The sequence below is a fragment of the Ensifer adhaerens genome (assembly GCF_002940685.1).
GTDB classification, from domain to species: domain Bacteria; phylum Pseudomonadota; class Alphaproteobacteria; order Rhizobiales; family Rhizobiaceae; genus Ensifer; species Ensifer adhaerens_E.
On sequence record NZ_PNFP01000020.1, the window covers coordinates 33,835 to 52,277 of the forward strand.

The window sequence follows — 18,443 nt, forward strand, 5'->3', positions numbered from 1 at the left end:
ACTGTGCAAGGCGCAGCAAGGCCGGCAGCACTCTTCGGACAGACGGGGATGGCAGCGCCATGAACAGAGACCAGACAGATTTTCCGGCCATCCGCCGCAAGGGTCCGAAATTCCTGCGCCGCCTTCTGGCCGGCACCGCCCTTTTCACCGCCACGGACGCGCTTGCCCAGGTCGCGCCGCAAAAGGCGGGCATCTTCGGCTCGTCGGAAGTCGTCACCTTCTCCGTGCTGATCGGCGTCATTTCCGCCGCGATGATCTCGGCCATCTGGCTGATCCGTCAGCGCGGCAACATCGAGGCGGAAAACCGCGAGCTCAGGTCCGACCTTTCCGACGCCAACCAGCGCCTCTCGCGCTACCAGGCGCTGGTCGCCGACAAGAACCGCCGGATCGTCATCTGGGACGGGCTGCTTGAACGCGCCGAACTGCTCGGCCAGCTGCCGGCGGAAACCGGCGCGCCCTCGGACGATCGCGACTTCCTGGCCTTTGGCCGCTGGGTCAAGGCGCAGTCGGCCGGCGAGCTGGAAAAATCGATCGAGGCGCTGCGCACCCAGGCACGCAGCTTCGATCTGGTCATCGAAACGCAGCGCAATGAAGTGCTGGAGGCCCAGGGACGCGTTTCCGGCGGGCGCGCCTTCGTGCGCTTCATCGCGCTCAACAACATGCGGGCGGAGCTCGCAGAGCTGAAGCTCGAACACGATCGGCTCAATGCCGCGCTTCGCTCCTTCCATACGCTTCTCGACGCGATCGACCTGCCCGTCTGGCAGCGCGGCACCGACGGCACGCTCATCTGGGTGAACGAGGCCTATGCGGATGCCGTCGAGGCACCCGATGTCACCACCGCCATCGCGGAGCGTCGGGAGTTGCTCGCGACCGTCGCGCGCGAAAAGATCCGGTCGGTTTCGACCTTCGACACGCCTTTCCGTGACAAGGTCTCGACCGTCGTGCGCGGCAACCGCACCTTCTTCGACGTCGTCGACGCCCGCAGTGCCGCCGGCTCGGCCGGTATCGCCCTCGATGTGTCGGGGATCGAGGCCGTGCGCGAGGAACTCAACCGCACGCTCAAGAGCCACGCGGAAACGCTCGACCATCTGGCGACGCCCGTCGCGATCTTCGACGGCAACCAGCGCCTGCAGTTCTACAACCAGGCTTTCCAGCGCCTGTGGAACCTCGACATCGGCTTCCTCGAGCGCAAGCCGGACAATGGCGAAGTGCTCGACCGGCTGCGCGCCGGCGGCCAGCTGCCGGAACAGCTCAACTGGAAACAGTGGAAGGCGAACGCGCTGTCCGTCTACCAGGCACTCGACACGCAGAGCGACCTCTGGCACCTGCCGAACGGGCAGACGCTGCGCGTCTTTGCCACCGCCCGCCCGCAGGGTGGCGTCACCTGGGTGTTCGAGAACCTGACCGAGAAGGTCGACCTCGAAACGCGCTACAACACCCTCGTCCAGGTCCAGGGCGAAACCATCGATCACCTCGCCGAAGGTGTCGCCGTGTTCGGCCCGGACGGCCGCATTCGCCTGTCGAACCCGGCGTTTCGCGCGATCTGGGGCATCAGCGAGGTGGAAGCCAAGCCCGGTACGCATATCAAGGCGATCGAGCAGGCCTGCCTGATCTCCTACGACCAGCCGGACGGCTGGAAGCGGTTCACCCACATCATCACCAGCTTCGACGACGAGCGACCCTCCAGCCGCGGCATCCTCGAACTCAGGACCGGGCTGATCCTCGACTACGCCGTCATCCCGCTGCCGAACGCCCAGACGATGCTGACCTTCGTCAACATCACCGACAGCGTCAGGGTCGAGCGCGCGCTTACCGAGAAGAACGAGGCGCTGCGCAAGGCGGATGCGCTGAAGAACGACTTCGTGCACCACGTTTCCTATGAGCTGCGCTCGCCGCTCACCAACATCATCGGTTTCGCCGACCTCTTGAAGACGCCCGCCTTCGGCGATCTCAACGAGCGGCAGGCCGAATATGTCGATCACATCGCCACGTCCTCGTCGCTGCTGCTGACGATCGTCAACGACATTCTGGATCTCGCGACCGTCGACGCCGGCATCGTCCAGCTCGACCTGGCTGACATCAGCCTGACCGACTTCCTCGACGACATCGCTCATCAGATGGCCGACCGGCTGATCGAGAGCGGCGTGACGCTCAGGATTGCCGCCCCCGACAATCTCGGCCGGATGGTCGCCGATCAGCAGCGCCTGAAGCAGATCTTCGTCAAGCTCTTGACCAATGCCGCGAATTTCGCGCCCGATGGCAGCGTCATCGAACTGGCGTGCCGCCGCGAGGGCAGCGACTTCATCTTCTCGGTCTCCGATAGCGGCCCCGGCATTCCGCAGGACGTGCTCGACACCGTGTTCAACCGCTTCGAGAGCCACGGTCAGCGCGGCGGCGCCGGCCTCGGGCTTTCGATCGTCGAGAGCTTCGTCAGCCTGCATCACGGCACGGTCTCGATCCGCAGCAAGGAAGGCGAAGGCACGGAAGTGACCTGCCGCATCCCCTCGGCCGACGTGCCGTCCACCGTCGCGGCCGAATGATGCCGGCGATCGAACGCCATCTTGCGGACGAGGCGGCAACGATCGAGCTTGGCGAAGACCTGGCGCTGGCCCTGAAGCCCGGCGACTGCGTCGCTCTTTCGGGTGATCTCGGCGCCGGCAAATCGACGCTCGCACGCGCCTTCCTCAGGGCAGTAGCCGACGACGACGGCCTGGAAGTGCCGAGCCCGACATTCACGCTCGTTCAGAGCTATGACCTGCGCATACCCGTCGCGCATTTCGACCTCTACCGGCTGGCCGATTCCAGCGAGCTCGACGAACTCGGCTTCGATGAAGCCCTGTCGCAGGGTATCTGCCTGGTCGAATGGCCGGAACGGGCGAACGATGCCCTTCCTTCAGGCCGCATCACGCTCACGATCACCCATGAAAAAGACGGGCGCCGTGTCGAGATCTCCGCTCCGGACGGCACGCTGCAACGCATTGCCCGCGCACTTTCGATCCGCGACTTTCTCGATCGGAACGGGCATTCGAAAGCGCGGCGCCGGCACCTGAGCGGCGACGCCTCGATCCGCGCCTATGAGCGCATTTACCCGGCGGACCGATCCGTTAGCCGGATTCTGATGGATTCGCCGCGGCACAAGCCGGGCCCGATCCTTCAGGACGGAAAGTACTACCAGCAGCTCGCGCATATCGCCGAGGACGTCGTTCCATTCGTCGCCATCGACCAGCTGCTCGTCGCCCGCGGTCTTGCCGCACCGGCGATTTACGCCCGCGACCTCGACCAGGGCATCCTCTTGATCGAGGACCTCGGATCGGAAGGCGTTCTGGATGCGGACGGACAGCCGATCGACGAACGCTACATCGAGAGCGCACGCCTGCTCGCCCGCCTGCACGCGGAGCAGGCACAGCGCGAAATCAGCATCGACAGGACGGTCATTCACCGCATCCCGGACTTCGACCGCACGGCGATGAAGATCGAGACGCGGCTCTTGACCGACTGGTATCTGCCGTGGAAACGCGGCGCGCCGGCAAGCGACGACGAGATGCGCGAATATGGAGACATCTGGGACGGGCTGATCGACCTTCTCCAGACCTCCGAGACCAACCTGCTGCTGCGCGATTTCCATTCGCCGAACATCATCTGGCGTGACGAGCGCGAAGGGCTTGACCGGATCGGCCTCATCGACTTCCAGGACGCGATGATCGGCCCGACCGCCTATGACGTGGCATCACTGGTGCAGGATGCGCGTGTCACCATCGCCCCTCCGCTGGCAAGCCGGATGATGGAGACCTATCTCGCCGAGCGGCGCAGAGACCCCAGCTTCGACGAGGTGACGTTCCTGCGCGACTGGCACCTGATGTCGGCGCAGCGCAACTGCAAGCTCGTCGGCATCTGGGTGCGGCTGATGCAGCGCGACGGCAAGCCGGGCTACATGAAGCACATGCCGCGCACTTTCGCCTATCTTCAGGCGGCGCTCTCACATGAATCGCTGAAACCCTTGCACGACTGGTGTATGAAGACCGGAATCCTCGTTTCCGAATCAGCGAACTGACAGAGAATCAATGTCGATCAGCAATGCGATGGTGCTCGCCGCGGGCCTCGGGACCCGACTTCGTCCGATCACCAACACCATGCCGAAGCCGCTCGTCGAAATCGCCGGCAAGCCGATGATCGACTACGTTCTGGATCTCCTGGTCGAGGCAGGCGTCAGCAAGGCCGCGGTCAACGTGCACCACTTCGCCGACCAGATGGAAGGCCATCTCAGGCGACGCAGCGCTCCGGAAATCGTCATCTCGGACGAGCGCGACCAGCTGATGAATTCCGGTGGCGGTCTCGCCAAGGGGCTGAAACTTCTGCCGGAAGGCCCGGTCCTGGTGATGAATGCCGACCTGTTCTGGGTTGGCGAACCCGCGGACAAGCCCAGCAACCTGACGCGCCTGGCCGCGGCCTTCGATGCGGAGCGCATGGACATGCTGCTGCTTTGCGTGCGCGACGAGGATACGACCGGACACAACGGCAAGCGGGATTTCTCGCTCGGCGCCGACGGCAGCCTTGCCCGCTACATCGAAGGTCTGCCGAACCCGGTGGTCTATGCCGGTGCGATTGCGCTTCACTCGCGCCTCTTCGCCGACGCGCCGGACGAGGCCTTCAATCTCAACATCTACTTCGATCGCGCGGCCGAAAAGGGCCGTCTCTACGGCCTGCTGCTGGACGGCCATTGGATGACAGTCGGCACGCCCGAGGCGATCGGCGAAGCGGAGGCGGCGATCCGTCGCCACCGGCCGGAGGGATGAGCGTGCGCGGCCGCCGGTCCAACGTCTTCACGATTCCGCCCGGCCTCCCCTTCCTGAAGACGCTCGCCGAAAGGCTTTGCGACGGTAGCCTGACGCCGGACTTCCGCTACGATCCGGCCGATCCGCTGCCGCTTGCGGGCGTCACCATCTTCGTGCCGACACGGCGTTCGGCCCGTGTGCTCAGATCCGAATTCGTCGATCTGCTTGGCGGCCGCTCCACCATCCTGCCCACCATCAAGGCGCTCGGCGAGACCGACGACGACAGCGGCTTCTTCGATGCCGAAGTGCCGGCGATCCTCGATCTGGCCCCGCCCCTGCCGGGCACGGCGCGGCTGATCGAGCTTGGCCGGCTGATCCTGGCCTGGCGCAACCGGCTGCCGAAGGTGGTGCTCGACATTCATGCGGAGAGCCCGCTGATTGCGCCGGCGAGCCCAGCCGATGCGATCTGGCTTGCGCGCAACCTTGCCGATCTCATCGATGCGATGGAGACGGAAGAGCTCAACTGGGACAAGCTCGACAAGCTCGATGCCGGCGAGCACGCACTCTGGTGGCAGCTGACGCTCGAATTCCTGAAGATCGCCCGCAATTACTGGCCGGAACGGCTGGAGGAACTGAAACAATCCTCACCGGCGCGCCACCGCAACGCCATCCTGCAGGCGGAAACGCAGCGCATCGCTGACGGCAAGATCGAAGGCCCGATCATCATTGCCGGTTCGACCGGCTCCATTCCCGCAACCGCGGCGCTGATCGCCGCCGTGCAGAAGCTGGAAAACGGTACGATCGTGCTGCCCGGCCTCGACCAGACGATGAGCGAGGCCGAATGGGACATGATCGTCGCCGACGCCGCCCTCGACGGCAGGCCGGACCCGGCAAGCCGCAGCCATCCACAATACGGCTTCTACAGGCTGCTGAAGCGCATGGCCGTTCTGCGGCCGGATGTGACCACCTTGGCCAGCGCCGAGGCTGACCTCGACGTCCGTGCCGAGATCCTGTCTCACGCGCTGCTCCCGGCCAAGGCGACCAATGCCTGGACCGCGATGCGCAGCGAGCTCGATCCGGCGCTGCTGCTGCAAGCCTTCCGCGATGCGGCACTCGTCGAAACCGCCAACGAGCGTGAGGAAGCGACCGCAATCGCCGTTGCCTTGCGGCTCGCGCTCGAAGGCAGCGACGAGAGCCAGGCGGCGCTGATCACCCCGGACCGAAATCTCGCGCGACGGGTCGGCGCCGAGCTCGCCCGCTTCGGCATCGAGGCCGACGATTCCGCCGGCACGCCCCTGTCGTCGACGCCGCAGGGCAGCCTGCTGCGGCTGCTGCTGGAAACAAGCCTGCGCCCCGGTGATCCCGTGCCGTTCATCGCGCTGCTCAAGCATCCGCTGGCCCGCTTCGGGCTTTCCCAGGACACGATGCGCGAAGGCGCCGACGCGCTGGAACGCATGGCGCTGCGCGGCAGCACGGCGAGCGTCGATCTGCTGGCCCTAGCCCCGCTCTTCGACGCGGCGATCATCCGGCACAAGGCCGACCGCCACCCACCGGAATGGCGCATCGGCATCGGCGAAACCGAACTTGTCGCGGCCCGCGACGTGGCGGCGAAGATCAGCCTCGCGGTGGCGCCGCTTGCTTCCGCGCTCACGCGCAGCAGGGACGGCAGCCGCGTGTTCTCGGAGGAATTCACCTTTGCCGACTGGGCGACGCGCACCGGTGAAGCGCTGGAAGCGACCTGTGCCGACGAGCGCGGCGATCTCGGCGGGCTCTGGTCCGGCGAAGCCGCCGATACGCTCTCGACCCTCCTTCGCGGCATCATCGAAACCGATGGCCAGATGACCGCGGACGGGCCGCAATGGTGCGACGTCGTCGAGGCGCTGTCGGCGAGTGCTGCGGTCAAGCCGCGCTCCATGCGCCATCCGCGGGTGTTCATCTTCGGCGCGCTCGAATCGCGCCTGCAGAGCATGGACCTGGTGGTTCTCGGCGGTCTGAACGAGGGCAACTGGCCCGGCCAGACCGCCAATGATCCGTTCCTGTCGCGCACCATGAAAACGGGGATCGGTCTCGAGCCGCCGGAACGGCGCATCGGCCAGCTGGCGCACGACTTCCAAATGGCCTGCGGTACGCGGCGGCTGATCTTCACCCGCTCGATGCGTCAGGGCGCAGCCCCCACCGTCGCCTCGCGCTGGCTGCAGCGCCTGCTGGCGCTCGGCGGCGAACGGCTGACGCAGACGCTGCATGCCAATGGCGCCGATTATCTCGCCTGGGCCCGCATGCTGGACGACGGCGGTCGCCAGCCGCTTGCCGAGCGTCCCGCCCCCAAGCCGCCCGCAGATCTGCAGCCGCGCAAGTACTCCTTCAGCGAAGTTTCACGGCTGCGGCGCGACCCCTATGCGATCTATGCGCGACGCATCCTTCGGCTGCATCCGCTGCTGCCGTTCAACAGCGATCCCGGTCCGGCCGAGCGCGGTACGCTCTACCATCAGATCGTCGAGCGTTTCGTGCGCTCCGGCGTCGACCTGATGTCGCCCGCGGCCGAGGAAGTCATGCACCGGCTGCTCAACGAGGCCTTCGACGAGGCGCACCTGCCCACCCATATCGACACGATCTGGCGGCCGCGCTTTGCCGCCGTCGGGCAGGCTTTCATCAAGTGGGAACGGGACCGCGCCCGTTTCCTCCGCCGGTCGCGCACGGAAGCTCCGGCATCGATGGAGCTCGGCGTTGCCGACATGCGGCTGACCGGCATTGCCGACCGGCTCGATACGCTGACCGACGGCAGTGTCGAAATCATCGACTACAAGACCGGCTCCAGCCCGTCGGTCAAGGAAGCCCGCGTGCTGCTCGATCCGCAGCTCGCGCTGGAAGCTGCGGCACTCAAGGCCGGTGCTTTCAAGGACGTGCCGCCCAGCCACCCGCAGGCGCTGCTCTATGTCAGGCTCAAGCCGGGCGCGCGCTTCAAGTCGGAAACGGTCAACAACGAGGGCAGCAAGTCGAAGGAGACGAAATCTGCCGATCAGCTTGCAGACGAATCCCTTGCCGAACTGCGAAAACTGCTGAGCGCGCTTCTTTCCGGCAAGCATGGCTTTGCCTCGCGCGTGATTGTTCAGAAAGAGCGCGATTATGGCGGTGAATACGACCATCTGGCACGCGTAGCCGAATGGTCGACGGCCGATAGCGAAGAGGAGGACGGCGATGAGGGATGACAGCCTCGGCCCCGAACAGGCGACGCCGCAAGGCTGGCTCGACTGGACCTCGCGCCGGCAGTCGCTGGCTTCGGACCCTGCCCGCTCCGCCTGGGTGTCGGCCAATGCCGGCTCCGGCAAGACACATGTGCTGACCCAGCGGGTCATCCGGCTGCTGCTGGCCGGCTGCCGCCCCTCGGCGATCCTCTGCCTCACCTACACCAAGGCGGCGGCCTCGGAAATGTCGAACCGCGTCTTCGAGCGCCTGGCCGAATGGGTCACGCTCGACGACGCGACGCTCGAAAAGCGGATCGAGGCGATCGAGGGTGAGCGGCCCGACCTCTTGAAGCTGCAGGAGGCACGACGCCTCTTCGCCCGCGCGCTGGAGACGCCGGGCGGCCTCAAGATCCAGACGATCCATGCCTTCTGCGAGGCGCTGCTGCACCAGTTTCCGCTGGAGGCCAATGTCGCCGGGCATTTCTCCGTTCTCGACGATCGCGCGGCTGCGGTTCTGCTTGCCGATGCGCGCCGGCTGCTGCTGACCGCGACCGCCGCCAAGGACGATCCGGCCCTTGCGCAAGCCTTTGCCACCGTGCTCGACATCGCCGACGATACGGGCCTGGAAAGGCTGCTGGCGGCGATCGTCCAGAACCGAACCGCGATCCAGGCCTTTCTCGAACATGCCGATGGGCTTGGCGGCACCGAAGCCGAGCTGCGGCGGGCGCTGAAACTTTCGCCGGATGAAAGCGTCGACCGAGCCATGTCGGCGATCTGGCCCTTGGCGGGACTGAACGGCGCGGCGCTCGAACGGTATTTCTCGCTCGCCACCAGTGTCGGCGGCACGAAGGTGCTCGACTTCGCCGAGGGGCTGAGAACCGTTTCGAAGATGACGGACCTGAGCGCGCGCTATGACGGGCTGCGTCACCTGTTCTTCACCGGAACCGGCAAGCCGCGGGCGCAATCCGCCTTCCTCAACAAGGCGATGCAGCAGGCCGCACCCGATCTCATTGACCTCGTGGACGAGGCCTACCGCCATGTCGTCGCCTGCATCGATCACATCAGCATTCTCAGGATGTTCGAGGCGACGCTGGCGGCGTTGACGCTCGCGGAGCGGCTGAATGCCGACTACGAGGAACTGAAGCGGCGGCGCAGCCAGCTCGATTTCGAGGACCTGATCAACCGCACCGCGGCGCTCTTTGCCCGCGGCGATGTCAGCGCCTGGGTCCACTACAAGCTCGACCAGGGCATCGACCATATCCTGGTCGACGAGGCCCAGGACACCAGCCCGGCGCAATGGACGATCATTCAGGCGTTGGCCGCCGATTTCTTCTCCGGCGAGAGCGCCCGCGGCGCCAACCGCACCATGTTCGCGGTCGGCGACGAGAAGCAATCGATCTACTCCTTCCAGGGCGCGCGGCCGGAGCGGTTCTCGCACGAGAGCCAGGAGACCGAACGACGGGTGCGCGACGGCGGCAAGGCCTTCGAACCCATTCGCCTGCAGCTTTCCTTCCGCTCGACCGTCGACGTGCTTTCGGCCGTCGACGCCGTCTTTGCCAATCCGGCACACGCCCGGGGCTTGAGCGCCCGCAACGAGGCGGTCGTGCATGCTTCGAACCGCATCGGCCATCCCGGCGCCGTCGACATCTGGGACGTGATTGCCGCCGAACCGGTGGATACGGAGGAGGAATGGACCGCCGCCTTCGACGCGACGCCGGAGAGCGCGCCGGTCAACATCCTCGCCCGCCGGATCGCAGCCACGCTCGAGAGCTGGATCGGCAAGGAGACGATCGTCGAGAAGGGCGTTCGCCGGCCGATGCGCCCCGGCGATATCATCGTGCTGGTGCGCAAGCGCGATGCCTTCGTCAATGCGCTGACCCGGGCGCTCAAGCGCCGCAACAACATTCCCGTCGCCGGCGCCGACCGGCTGGTGCTCACCAAGCATATTGCAGTTCAGGACCTGCTGGCGCTCGGGCGGTTCGTGCTCTTGCCGCAGGACGACCTGTCGCTGGCGGCGCTGATGAAGAGCCCGCTGTTCAATCTCGGCGAGGACGCGCTGTTCGAACTCGCCGCCCGGCGCGAGGCCGGGGAAAGCCTCTGGCAGCGGCTGCTGCAGGAAGCCGACGACGGCATCCTGTTTCACCAGACGGCGCGAACGCTGAAATCCTACATGGCGCTCGCGCGCCAGCTTGCGCCGCATGATTTCTACGCCCGCATTCTTGGCGTCCATGGCGGCCGGGCCGCCTTTCTCGCCAGGCTCGGCAGCGAAGTCAGCGACATTCTCGACGAGTTCCTGACCTTCGCGCTCGACCAGGAAAGAAGCGGCCTGCCCGGTCTGCAGGCCTTCGTCTCGACGCTGGAAATGGAAGCACCGACGGTCAAGCGCGAGCAGGACAAGGAACGCGACGAAGTCCGGATCATGACGGTGCACGCGGCCAAGGGCCTCGAGGCGCCGGTCGTCTTCCTCGTCGATGGCGGCGGTGCGGCTTTCAGCAACCAGCATGTGCCTTCGCTCCGCTTCCTCGAACTCGCGCAAAGGGACGGCAGCGTTCTGCCGCTCCCGGTATGGCGCGCGCCGGGCGCGGAATCGAACTCGCTCGTCACCGCCGATGGCGAACGGCTGAAGACGCTGGCCGAGGAAGAATATCGCCGCCTGCTCTATGTCGGCATGACCCGCGCCGCCGACCGCCTGATCGTCTGCGGCTATCGTGGGCAGCGGGCCGTCGCCGAGACATGGCATGCCATGGTCCAGGCGAGTCTCGCCAGCGACGAAAGCGGTCGCGGGCATCCGACCGCGTTCCACGCCGGCGGCGAGGAATGGTCAGGCCATGCCTGGCGCGAAAGACAGCTTGAGCGCGACCTTCCCTCCGGCGACGCGCCCTTGGCTCACGGGGTCCGCCCGGCGATCATGCTGCCCAAGGCGCTTTCGACGCCGCTTCCGCCGCAAAAGCGGCTGCCGCGCCCGCTCAGCCCTTCCGGCGTCGGCATTGCGGTTGACGAGGACGACGGCGATGCGCTCGTCGGCTCGGCTCTCTTCTCGGAAAAGGCCCCCGCGAACCTGTCGATGCTGTGGGGCGCGATCCTGCACCGCCTGCTTCAGGTTTTGCCCTCAATGGCGGGCGACCATCGCCGGGCCGCGGCCGAACGTTATCTGGAGCGATCCGTTCCGCTCTGGTCCCCAGAGCAGCGCGCGGCCGTGATCGCCGGCGTCGAAAACGTGCTCGGCCATCCGGATCTTGGCGCGCTTTTCTCACCGAGCAGCCGGGCCGAGGTTTCGGTCATGGGCACGCTGACGCTCGGCAAGCGTGACCACGCGGTCTCCGGCCGGATCGACCGGCTTGCCGTCAGCGACGGCGTCGTGACGATTGCCGACTTCAAGACCAACAGGCAGGTGCCGGCGTCGCCTGGCGACATCCCCTTCGCCTACACGGCGCAGCTTGCGATCTACCGCGCGCTTTTGCAGCCGCTCTATCCGGCGCATGCGTTTCGCTGCGTGCTGATCTTCACGGAAGGGCCGGCAATCCACGTCGTTGACGATCAGGCGCTCGACAGGAGCCTTGAAGACCTCGCGACAAAGTGAGATACCCGATATTGAAAATCCAGCGGTGCCTTCTCACATGAGACACAACATCTGGATACTGCCATTCCGAACGCAAGGAGCAGCCTATGGCTACTGTAAAGGTCGATACGTCCAATTTTCAGCAGGAAGTGCTGAACTCCGCCGAGCCGGTGGTTGTCGATTTCTGGGCTGAATGGTGCGGCCCGTGCAAGATGATCGCGCCGAGCCTCGAGGAAATCTCGAACGAACTCGCCGGCAAGGTCAAGGTTGCCAAGCTCAACATCGACGAGAACCCGGAACTGGCCGCCCAGTACGGCGTTCGCTCGATCCCGACGCTCGCCATGTTCAAGGCCGGCGAAGTGGCAGACATCAAGGTTGGCGCCGCCCCCAAGACGGCCCTTTCCTCGTGGATCTCCACCGCCGTCGCTTGAGGCGGTTCATTGCTGAAAACATTGAAAGCCCGGCATGCCGGGCTTTTTTCTTGCCTTCAATCTGGGAGCGGGGTGGCTGGGCCACCTCTGGATCACTTCGGCGGCGTGCCGTTGTCGGCGAGAACGTCGCCCACCAGATAGAGCGACCCGCCGATCAGGATGCGCGGCGGCGCCGGGTCTTCGTCGACCAGATTGGCGATGACCGTCAATGCCTCGGCAACCGACGAGACGGCCGAAGCCTCAAAGCCGACCGAAGCGGCGTCGCTCGCAAGCGCCACGGGATCAAGACCGGCGTCGGAACCGCGGATCGGAACGGTGAAGACCTGTTCGGCGAGATCGAGGAAGGCGCGGAAGTAGCCGATCGGCTCCTTGGTGTTGATCATGCCGATGATCAGGAACAGGGGTCGTGATTCGCGCTCTTCGAAGGTCGCCATCGCCTCGGCGATCACCTGGCCGGCGCGGGGATTGTGGCCGCCGTCGACCCAGATCTCCGCACCATCAGGTCCGTAATGCGTGAGCTTGCCGCTGGTCAGGCGCTGCAGGCGTCCGGGCCATTCGACGCCTGCGAGGCCGCGCTCGATCGCCGCTTCGGAAACGTCGAAGCCGGCGGCCCGCACCGCGCGGATGGCCGCCGCGGCGTTGGCATACTGGTGGCGTCCCGGCAGCTTCGGTAGCGGCAGGTCGGCGAGCCCACCCTCGTCCTGATAGACGAGGCGGCCGAACTCCTCATGCGCCATGAAATCCTGGCCATAGACGAACATCGGGCAGCCGAGACGCTCCGCCGTCGACACGAGCACGTCACGGGCGGCTTCTTCCTCCTGCTGGCCGATCACCACCGGGCAGCCGCGCTTCATGATGCCGGCCTTTTCGGCGGCAATCAGTTCCACCCGGTCACCGAGATAGGCCTGATGGTCGAGCGAGATCGGCATGATGACGCAGACCGCCGGCCGGGCAATGACGTTGGTCGCGTCGAAGCGACCGCCGAGACCCACCTCGATGATCGCCACGTCGGCAGGGTGCTCGGCGAAAAGCAGGAAGGTGACGGCGGTCAGGATCTCGAAGACGGTGATCTTCTCGCCGCCATTGGCTTCGGCGACGCGGCGTACGGCATCGGCAAGGACCGGATCGCTGACGAGCCTACCCTTGCCGCCCTTGACGCCAAGGCGATAGCGCTCGTGCCAATTGACGAGATGCGGCGAGGTGTGGACGTGAACGCTGAGGCCGGCCGCTTCGAGGATCGCCCGCGAGAACGCGGTCGCAGAGCCCTTGCCGTTGGTGCCGGCGACGTGGATCACCGGCGGCAGGCGGTCCTGGGGATTGCCGAGCGCCGCGAGAAGCCGGGTGATCCTGTCCAGCGACAGGTCGAAGCCCTTGGGGTGGAGGGCGAGAAGTTTTTCGATCTCATAGCCCGCTTCGCTGGCTTCCACCGCTGCCATCTTTCACCCCGCCCCGATGCGCCCGGAAGCTACAGCGCCGTGCGCCTTGCCGGCTGCGACTGATCGCTGTAGCGCCTTGAGTTGCAGCACACCCGCGCACAAGTAGTCGCGGAGATGCATCATTTTGTTCTACGCAGTTCGACGAACCCAGCGCCTTTTCAAGCGCTGGCGGCAACCGGCAGTGCGGCTGGCTGCGTGCCGCCGTTGAGCTTCGAGGCTTCCGCCGGCTTCTTCATCAGGATCTTCAGGACCCGGGCGAGCGTCGACGGCAGGTCATGGCGCTTGACGACCATGTCGACCATGCCGTGCTCCAGCAGGTATTCCGACGTCTGGAAACCTTCCGGCAGCTTCTCGCGCAGCGTCTGCTCGATCACGCGCTTGCCGGCAAAGCCGATTTCAGCGCCCGGCTCGGCCATGTGGATGTCGCCGAGCATCGCATAGGATGCGGTGACGCCACCGGTGGTCGGGTTGGTGAGCACGACGATATAGGGAAGGCCGGCTTCCTTCAGCATGTTGACCGCAACCGTGGTGCGCGGCAACTGCATCAGCGACAGGATGCCTTCCTGCATGCGGGCGCCGCCCGATGCCGGGAAGATGACCAGCGGGCACTTCTCGGCGATCGCCCTTTCGAAGGCCTTGATGATCGCCTCGCCGGCGGCCATGCCGAGCGAGCCACCGATGAAGTTGAACTCGTGCACGACGGCGACGAGCTTGACGCCCTGGACGCGGCCGAGACCGGCAACGATCGTGTCTTCGAGCTCCGTCTTGGTGCGGCTGTCGCGCAGACGGTCGACGTATTTCTTGGAATCGCGGAATTTCAGCGGGTCCTGCGCCACCTTCGGCTGCGCAAACGCCTCATAGATGCCGCCGTCGAACAGGTCCTTCAACCGCGCCTTCGCCGGCATCTTCATGTGGAAGCCGGACTGCGGGATGACCCACTTGTTTTCCTCGAGATCGCGGTGGAACACCATCTCGCCGGTTTCCGGGCACTTGATCCAGAGGTTTTCCGGAACTTCCCGGCGGCCCAGCATCGAGTTGATCTTCGGCCGAACGTAGTTTGTGATCCAGTTCACTTAGTAACTCCTGAAGATTTCCTTCGGGTTGTGCGCGCTAATATAGGCAATTATTCGGCTGCTGCGAGACGTGCGGACCGCACGCCTGCCGAGAGCCCTCTCACCAGCGCTTCGACACCCGGAACCGTCGCATCGGTCGCCTTGCCCTCTTCGGTCAGGCTCGACGCGATCTGGTTGACGATCGCCGTACCGACGACCACGCCATCGGCGGATGCTCCGATGGCCCTTGCGTGTTCCGCCGTCTTGACGCCGAAGCCGACGCAAACGGGCAGATTGGTGTGCCCCTTGATACGGCCGACAGCGCCGGCAATCAACGACGGATCCGGCAAAGCCGAGCCGGTGATGCCGTTCATCGACACGTAGTAGACGAAACCGGTGGTGTTTTCGAGCACCTTCGGCAGGCGGCGATCATCCGTGGTCGGCGTCGCCAGGCGAATGAAGTTGATGCCCTTGTCGAGCGCCGGAATGCAGAGCTCGTCGTCCATCTCCGGCGGCAGGTCGACGACGATCAGGCCGTCGATGCCGGCAGCCAGCGCATCCGTCAGGAAGCGGTCGACGCCGTAGATATAGATCGGGTTGTAATAGCCCATCAGCACGATCGGCGTGCGCTGGTCCTCCTCGCGGAAGCGGCGGGCGATCTCCAGCGTCTTTGCAAGCGTCTGGCCGCCCTTCAGCGAGCGCTGGCCGGCAAGCTGGATCGCCGGGCCATCGGCCATCGGGTCCGAGAACGGCATGCCGAGCTCGATGACGTCGGCGCCGGCCTTCGGCAGCGCCTTCATGATCGCGACCGACGTCTCGAAATCCGGATCGCCGCCCATGAAATAGGTGACGAGGACCGGACGTCCTTCGGCCGCCACATCGGCAAATCGCTTGTCCATGCGTGCGGTCATGATCTTACTGCCCCATTCCCAGTAACTTGCCGACGGTGAAGATGTCCTTGTCGCCGCGGCCGGAGAGATTCATCAGGATGATCTCGTCCTTGCCCATCTTCGGCGCGCGCTTGATGACCTCGGCGAGCGCATGCGACGGTTCGAGCGCCGGGATGATGCCTTCGAGGCGGGTCAGCGTCTGGAAGGCTTCGAGCGCCTCGTGGTCCATGATCGGCACATATTCGACGCGGCCGACATCGTTCAGCCAAGCATGCTCCGGACCGATGCCGGGATAGTCGAGGCCGGCCGAAATCGAATGGCCTTCCTTGATCTGGCCGTCGCCGTCCTGCAGCAGATAGGTGCGATTGCCGTGCAGCACGCCGGGCGAACCGGCGGTGATCGAGGCGCAGTGCTCGTCGCCTTCGATGCCCCTGCCGCCAGCTTCGACGCCGACGATCTTGACGCTCTCGTCATCGAGGAAGGGATGGAAGATGCCGATCGCATTGGAGCCACCGCCGACGGCGGCAACGACGAGATCCGGCAACCGACCTTCGGCAGCCAGCATCTGCTCCTTGGCTTCCTGGCCGATGACGGCCTGGAAGTCGCGGACCATTTCCGGATAGGGATGCGGGCCGGCAGCCGTGCCGATCAGGTAATAGGTGTTGTCGACATTGGTGACCCAGTCGCGCAGCGCCTCGTTCATGGCGTCCTTGAGCGTGCCGCTGCCGGCCGTCACCGGCTTTACCTCGGCACCCAAGAGCTTCATGCGGAAGACGTTCGGCGCCTGGCGTTCGACGTCGGTCGCGCCCATGTAGACGACGCAGGGCAGGCCGAAGCGGGCAGCGACCGTCGCCGAGGCGACGCCGTGCTGGCCGGCACCGGTTTCGGCGATGATGCGCGTCTTGCCCATGCGCTTGGCAAGCAGGATCTGGCCGATGCAGTTGTTGATCTTGTGCGAGCCGGTATGGTTCAGCTCTTCACGCTTGAAATAGATCTTGGCGCCGCCGAGTTCGGCCGTCAGCCGCTCGGCGAAATAGAGTGGGCTCGGCCGGCCGATATAATGAGCGCCGAGATGGGCGAGTTCCGCCTTGAAGGCCGGATCGTCCTTCGCCTTGTTCCACTCGTCCTGCAGGTCGAGGATCAGGGGCATCAGGGTCTCGGCGACAAAACGGCCGCCAAAAATGCCGAAACGGCCGTCCTCGTCGGGACCGCCCCGGAAAGAATTCAACTTCGGCGCCTGGTTCACGTCCTGCTCCCTGACCGTGGCATGCCCGCCTCCGCCTGGCGAACGGCATTGAAAAACGATTCCATGAGCTTCAGATCCTTGACGCCCGGCGCGCTCTCGACGCCGGAGGAGATATCGATGGCGCGGGCGCGGGTCTGCGCCATGGCCTCGCCGATGTTCTCGGCGTTGAGCCCTCCGGAAAGCATGTAATCGACGCTTCCGTCAAGCGCGTCGAGCAGCTTCCAGTCAAAGGAAACGCCGTTGCCACCGGGCAAATCCGACCCGACCGGAGCCTTGGCATCGAAGAGGAAGCGATCGGCAATTCCGACATAGGCGTCGATCTTCTCGAGATCCGAGGCCTCTCGGACCGAAAAAACCTTCATGACGGGAAGGCCGTACATCGCCTTGACCGTCAGCAGCCGTTCCGCGCTTTCGCCACCGTGCAGCTGCAGGATATCCGGGTTCAGCGCCGAGACGATCTCATCGAGTTCGTCATTGTCGGCGTTGACCGTGACGGCGACGATCTTGGCCTGGCCGCGGATCCTCTCGGCGATGCGTCCGGCATCGTCGGGCTCGATGTTCCTGGGGCTCTTGGGGAAAAAGATGAAGCCGACGTGGGATGCGCCGAGCGCGACGGCGCGTTCGGCCGCTTCCGCGGTCTTCAGCCCGCATATCTTCACTTGGGTTTTCATGAGAAGCGACCTTGCATGAAATGTCGCGCGAGTCGAGCCAAAAACCGACGCGCGAGCGGTCAGCCAGCGCCGCTCCACCTGTCATTCGACGGGGGCGCGCCCTTGCGCGGCAGGCACGCTTTCACCATATGCATTTTACCACAACGGAGAGACTGATGCGCCTGTTGCTCGCGCTTATCCTGCCCTGGCTGCAGTTTTTTACCATCGGCCGCCCCTTTGCCGGCCTCATCTGCCTGATCCTGCAGTTGACCCTGATCGGCTGGGTTCCGGCGGCGATCTGGTCGGTCTATGCGCTCAGCCAATACAAGACCGACGAGAAGATCCGCGACGCGCTGCGCCACCGCGCATGACGCGCCTCGAACGCCGCTTTCGCCCGGGTCAATCGAAGTCGATTGCGTGAAGCATCGTGCCGTTGCGGCGGAGCCAGCGCTTGGCATCCTCCGTATCCGGACACAGCCTCCCACACAGCGCCCAGAAGTCCGGGCCGTGGTTCATTTCCTGCAAATGTGCCACCTCGTGGGCGGCCAGATAGGCAATGACCTTCGGCGGGGCCATGACGATGCGCCAGGAAAAGCTCAGCGCCCCGTCGGCAGAGCAGGATCCCCAGCGGCTGCGCGTGTCCTTCAGCGACAGCGACTTTGCCCGCCGGCCGATCCGGCCGGTGTAGATCGCCACGAGGCGGTCGAGATCCTGGCGGGCTTCCTTCTTCAGGAAATCGACGATACGGCGGTTCAAATGCTCTTCACCGCCACTGACACGCAGCACCGGTTCGTCATCGATCACGATCGCTTTCGTGAGCCCACGGATCTTGCCGGTTCGCTCGATGCGATGGGCAACGCCGCGGATCAGGATGGAGCCGCCCTCCTCGATCTGGCTTTCGCCGGAGAAGCGGGCAAGCTTGGTCATCAGCCAGCCCTGATGGCGGCTGAGAAAGGCGTTGACCTCGCGCTCCGGCAGCCCTTGCGGGATTGTCATCTTCAAGGCCCGGCCGCCCGGCTCGATGCGCAGCGTCATGCGCGTCGCGCGCGCGTTCTGCTTGATCGTCAGCGGCAGGGACTTGCCGGCAACATCGATCTGCCGCGTCGTGGCGGGTGGTGCAGGTTTGATGCGCCGCTTGAAGGAGGGGAACATGCAGGCTTTCTAACCGATTCGCTGGGCTTTCGCCTACAGGTCCGCGAGATCTGAAAGGGCAGTCCGGCGTTTC

At 65.2% G+C, this 18,443-nt stretch carries 13 protein-coding genes; 7 read left to right on the forward strand and 6 right to left on the reverse strand.

What is annotated here, in order from left to right:
* Nucleotides 1-59: 59 nt before the first annotated feature.
* The 6 genes from C1A35_RS30125 to trxA all read left to right on the forward strand — a co-directional run bounded on the left by C1A35_RS30125 (nucleotide 60) and on the right by trxA (nucleotide 11,944).
* A complete protein-coding gene (locus tag C1A35_RS30125; protein ID WP_104667918.1) occupies nucleotides 60-2,540 on the forward strand; it encodes a sensor histidine kinase in 2,481 nt (826 codons plus the stop codon).
* Nucleotides 2,540-4,051 (forward strand): tRNA (adenosine(37)-N6)-threonylcarbamoyltransferase complex ATPase subunit type 1 TsaE, encoded by a 1,512-nt coding sequence (gene tsaE, locus C1A35_RS30130; RefSeq protein ID WP_104667979.1) that lies wholly within the window; start codon nucleotides 2,540-2,542, stop codon nucleotides 4,049-4,051. The genes C1A35_RS30125 and tsaE overlap by 1 nt, the downstream gene beginning before the upstream one ends.
* 10 nt (nucleotides 4,052-4,061) lie before the next feature.
* Complete coding sequence (locus C1A35_RS30135; RefSeq protein WP_104667919.1) at nucleotides 4,062-4,793, forward strand: nucleotidyltransferase family protein; 732 nt, start codon at nucleotides 4,062-4,064, stop codon at nucleotides 4,791-4,793.
* Nucleotides 4,790-7,978 carry a double-strand break repair protein AddB gene (addB, locus tag C1A35_RS30140; protein WP_104667920.1) on the forward strand — a complete coding sequence of 1,063 codons (3,189 nt, stop codon included), beginning with the start codon at nucleotides 4,790-4,792 and terminating at the stop codon, nucleotides 7,976-7,978. The genes C1A35_RS30135 and addB overlap by 4 nt, the downstream gene beginning before the upstream one ends.
* Entirely contained in the window at nucleotides 7,968-11,534 is a 3,567-nt protein-coding gene (addA, locus tag C1A35_RS30145) for a double-strand break repair helicase AddA (RefSeq protein WP_104667921.1), read from the forward strand. Before addB ends, addA begins: the two co-directional genes overlap by 11 nt.
* 86 nt (nucleotides 11,535-11,620) lie before the next feature.
* A complete protein-coding gene (gene trxA, locus C1A35_RS30150; protein ID WP_034801674.1) occupies nucleotides 11,621-11,944 on the forward strand; it encodes a thioredoxin in 324 nt (107 codons plus the stop codon).
* A 92-nt stretch (nucleotides 11,945-12,036) separates the two neighbouring features.
* On the opposite strand, the gene C1A35_RS30155 is transcribed toward trxA, so the two are convergent.
* The 5 genes from C1A35_RS30155 to C1A35_RS30175 form a co-directional block, all read right to left on the reverse strand.
* Nucleotides 12,037-13,380: a bifunctional folylpolyglutamate synthase/dihydrofolate synthase gene (locus tag C1A35_RS30155; protein ID WP_104667922.1), complete on the reverse strand. Its 1,344-nt coding sequence runs from the start codon at nucleotides 13,378-13,380 to the stop codon at nucleotides 12,037-12,039.
* A 158-nt stretch (nucleotides 13,381-13,538) separates the two neighbouring features.
* The gene (gene accD, locus C1A35_RS30160; protein ID WP_104667923.1) at nucleotides 13,539-14,453 is read right to left on the reverse strand and encodes an acetyl-CoA carboxylase, carboxyltransferase subunit beta; all 915 of its coding nucleotides are present in this window, start codon (nucleotides 14,451-14,453) and stop codon (nucleotides 13,539-13,541) included.
* Nucleotides 14,454-14,503: 50 nt separating this feature from the next.
* A complete protein-coding gene (gene trpA, locus C1A35_RS30165) occupies nucleotides 14,504-15,343 on the reverse strand; it encodes a tryptophan synthase subunit alpha (RefSeq protein WP_104667924.1) in 840 nt (279 codons plus the stop codon).
* A gap of 4 nt (nucleotides 15,344-15,347) precedes the next feature.
* Nucleotides 15,348-16,568 carry a tryptophan synthase subunit beta gene (trpB, locus tag C1A35_RS30170; protein ID WP_104667925.1) on the reverse strand — a complete coding sequence of 407 codons (1,221 nt, stop codon included), beginning with the start codon at nucleotides 16,566-16,568 and terminating at the stop codon, nucleotides 15,348-15,350.
* On the reverse strand, nucleotides 16,565-17,239 hold the full coding sequence (locus tag C1A35_RS30175; protein ID WP_104667926.1) for a phosphoribosylanthranilate isomerase: 675 nt from the start codon (nucleotides 17,237-17,239) through the stop codon (nucleotides 16,565-16,567). Before C1A35_RS30175 ends, trpB begins: the two co-directional genes overlap by 4 nt.
* 155 nt (nucleotides 17,240-17,394) lie before the next feature.
* Between C1A35_RS30175 and C1A35_RS30180 the strand changes: the two genes are divergently transcribed.
* A complete protein-coding gene (locus C1A35_RS30180; protein ID WP_104667927.1) occupies nucleotides 17,395-17,589 on the forward strand; it encodes a YqaE/Pmp3 family membrane protein in 195 nt (64 codons plus the stop codon).
* 28 nt (nucleotides 17,590-17,617) lie between these two features.
* Here C1A35_RS30180 and C1A35_RS30185 read toward each other — a convergent pair whose 3' ends face one another.
* A complete protein-coding gene (locus C1A35_RS30185; RefSeq protein WP_104667928.1) occupies nucleotides 17,618-18,370 on the reverse strand; it encodes a M48 family metallopeptidase in 753 nt (250 codons plus the stop codon).
* Nucleotides 18,371-18,443 lie beyond the last annotated feature (73 nt).

Excerpts from the sequence above, each read along its gene's own strand:
- trxA (WP_034801674.1), top strand. The coding sequence starts at position 11,621 with ATGGCTACTGTAAAGGTCGATACGTCCAATTTTCAGCAGGAAGTGCTG.
- C1A35_RS30155 (WP_104667922.1), bottom strand. The coding sequence starts at position 13,380 with ATGGCAGCGGTGGAAGCCAGCGAAGCGGGCTATGAGATCGAAAAACTT.
- C1A35_RS30175 (WP_104667926.1), bottom strand. The coding sequence starts at position 17,239 with ATGAAAACCCAAGTGAAGATATGCGGGCTGAAGACCGCGGAAGCGGCC.
- addA (WP_104667921.1), top strand. The coding sequence starts at position 7,968 with ATGAGGGATGACAGCCTCGGCCCCGAACAGGCGACGCCGCAAGGCTGG.
- trpA (WP_104667924.1), bottom strand. The coding sequence starts at position 15,343 with ATGACCGCACGCATGGACAAGCGATTTGCCGATGTGGCGGCCGAAGGA.
- C1A35_RS30180 (WP_104667927.1), top strand. The coding sequence starts at position 17,395 with ATGCGCCTGTTGCTCGCGCTTATCCTGCCCTGGCTGCAGTTTTTTACC.
- addB (WP_104667920.1), top strand. The coding sequence starts at position 4,790 with ATGAGCGTGCGCGGCCGCCGGTCCAACGTCTTCACGATTCCGCCCGGC.
- C1A35_RS30185 (WP_104667928.1), bottom strand. The coding sequence starts at position 18,370 with ATGTTCCCCTCCTTCAAGCGGCGCATCAAACCTGCACCACCCGCCACG.
- C1A35_RS30135 (WP_104667919.1), top strand. The coding sequence starts at position 4,062 with ATGTCGATCAGCAATGCGATGGTGCTCGCCGCGGGCCTCGGGACCCGA.
- C1A35_RS30125 (WP_104667918.1), top strand. The coding sequence starts at position 60 with ATGAACAGAGACCAGACAGATTTTCCGGCCATCCGCCGCAAGGGTCCG.
- tsaE (WP_104667979.1), top strand. The coding sequence starts at position 2,540 with ATGCCGGCGATCGAACGCCATCTTGCGGACGAGGCGGCAACGATCGAG.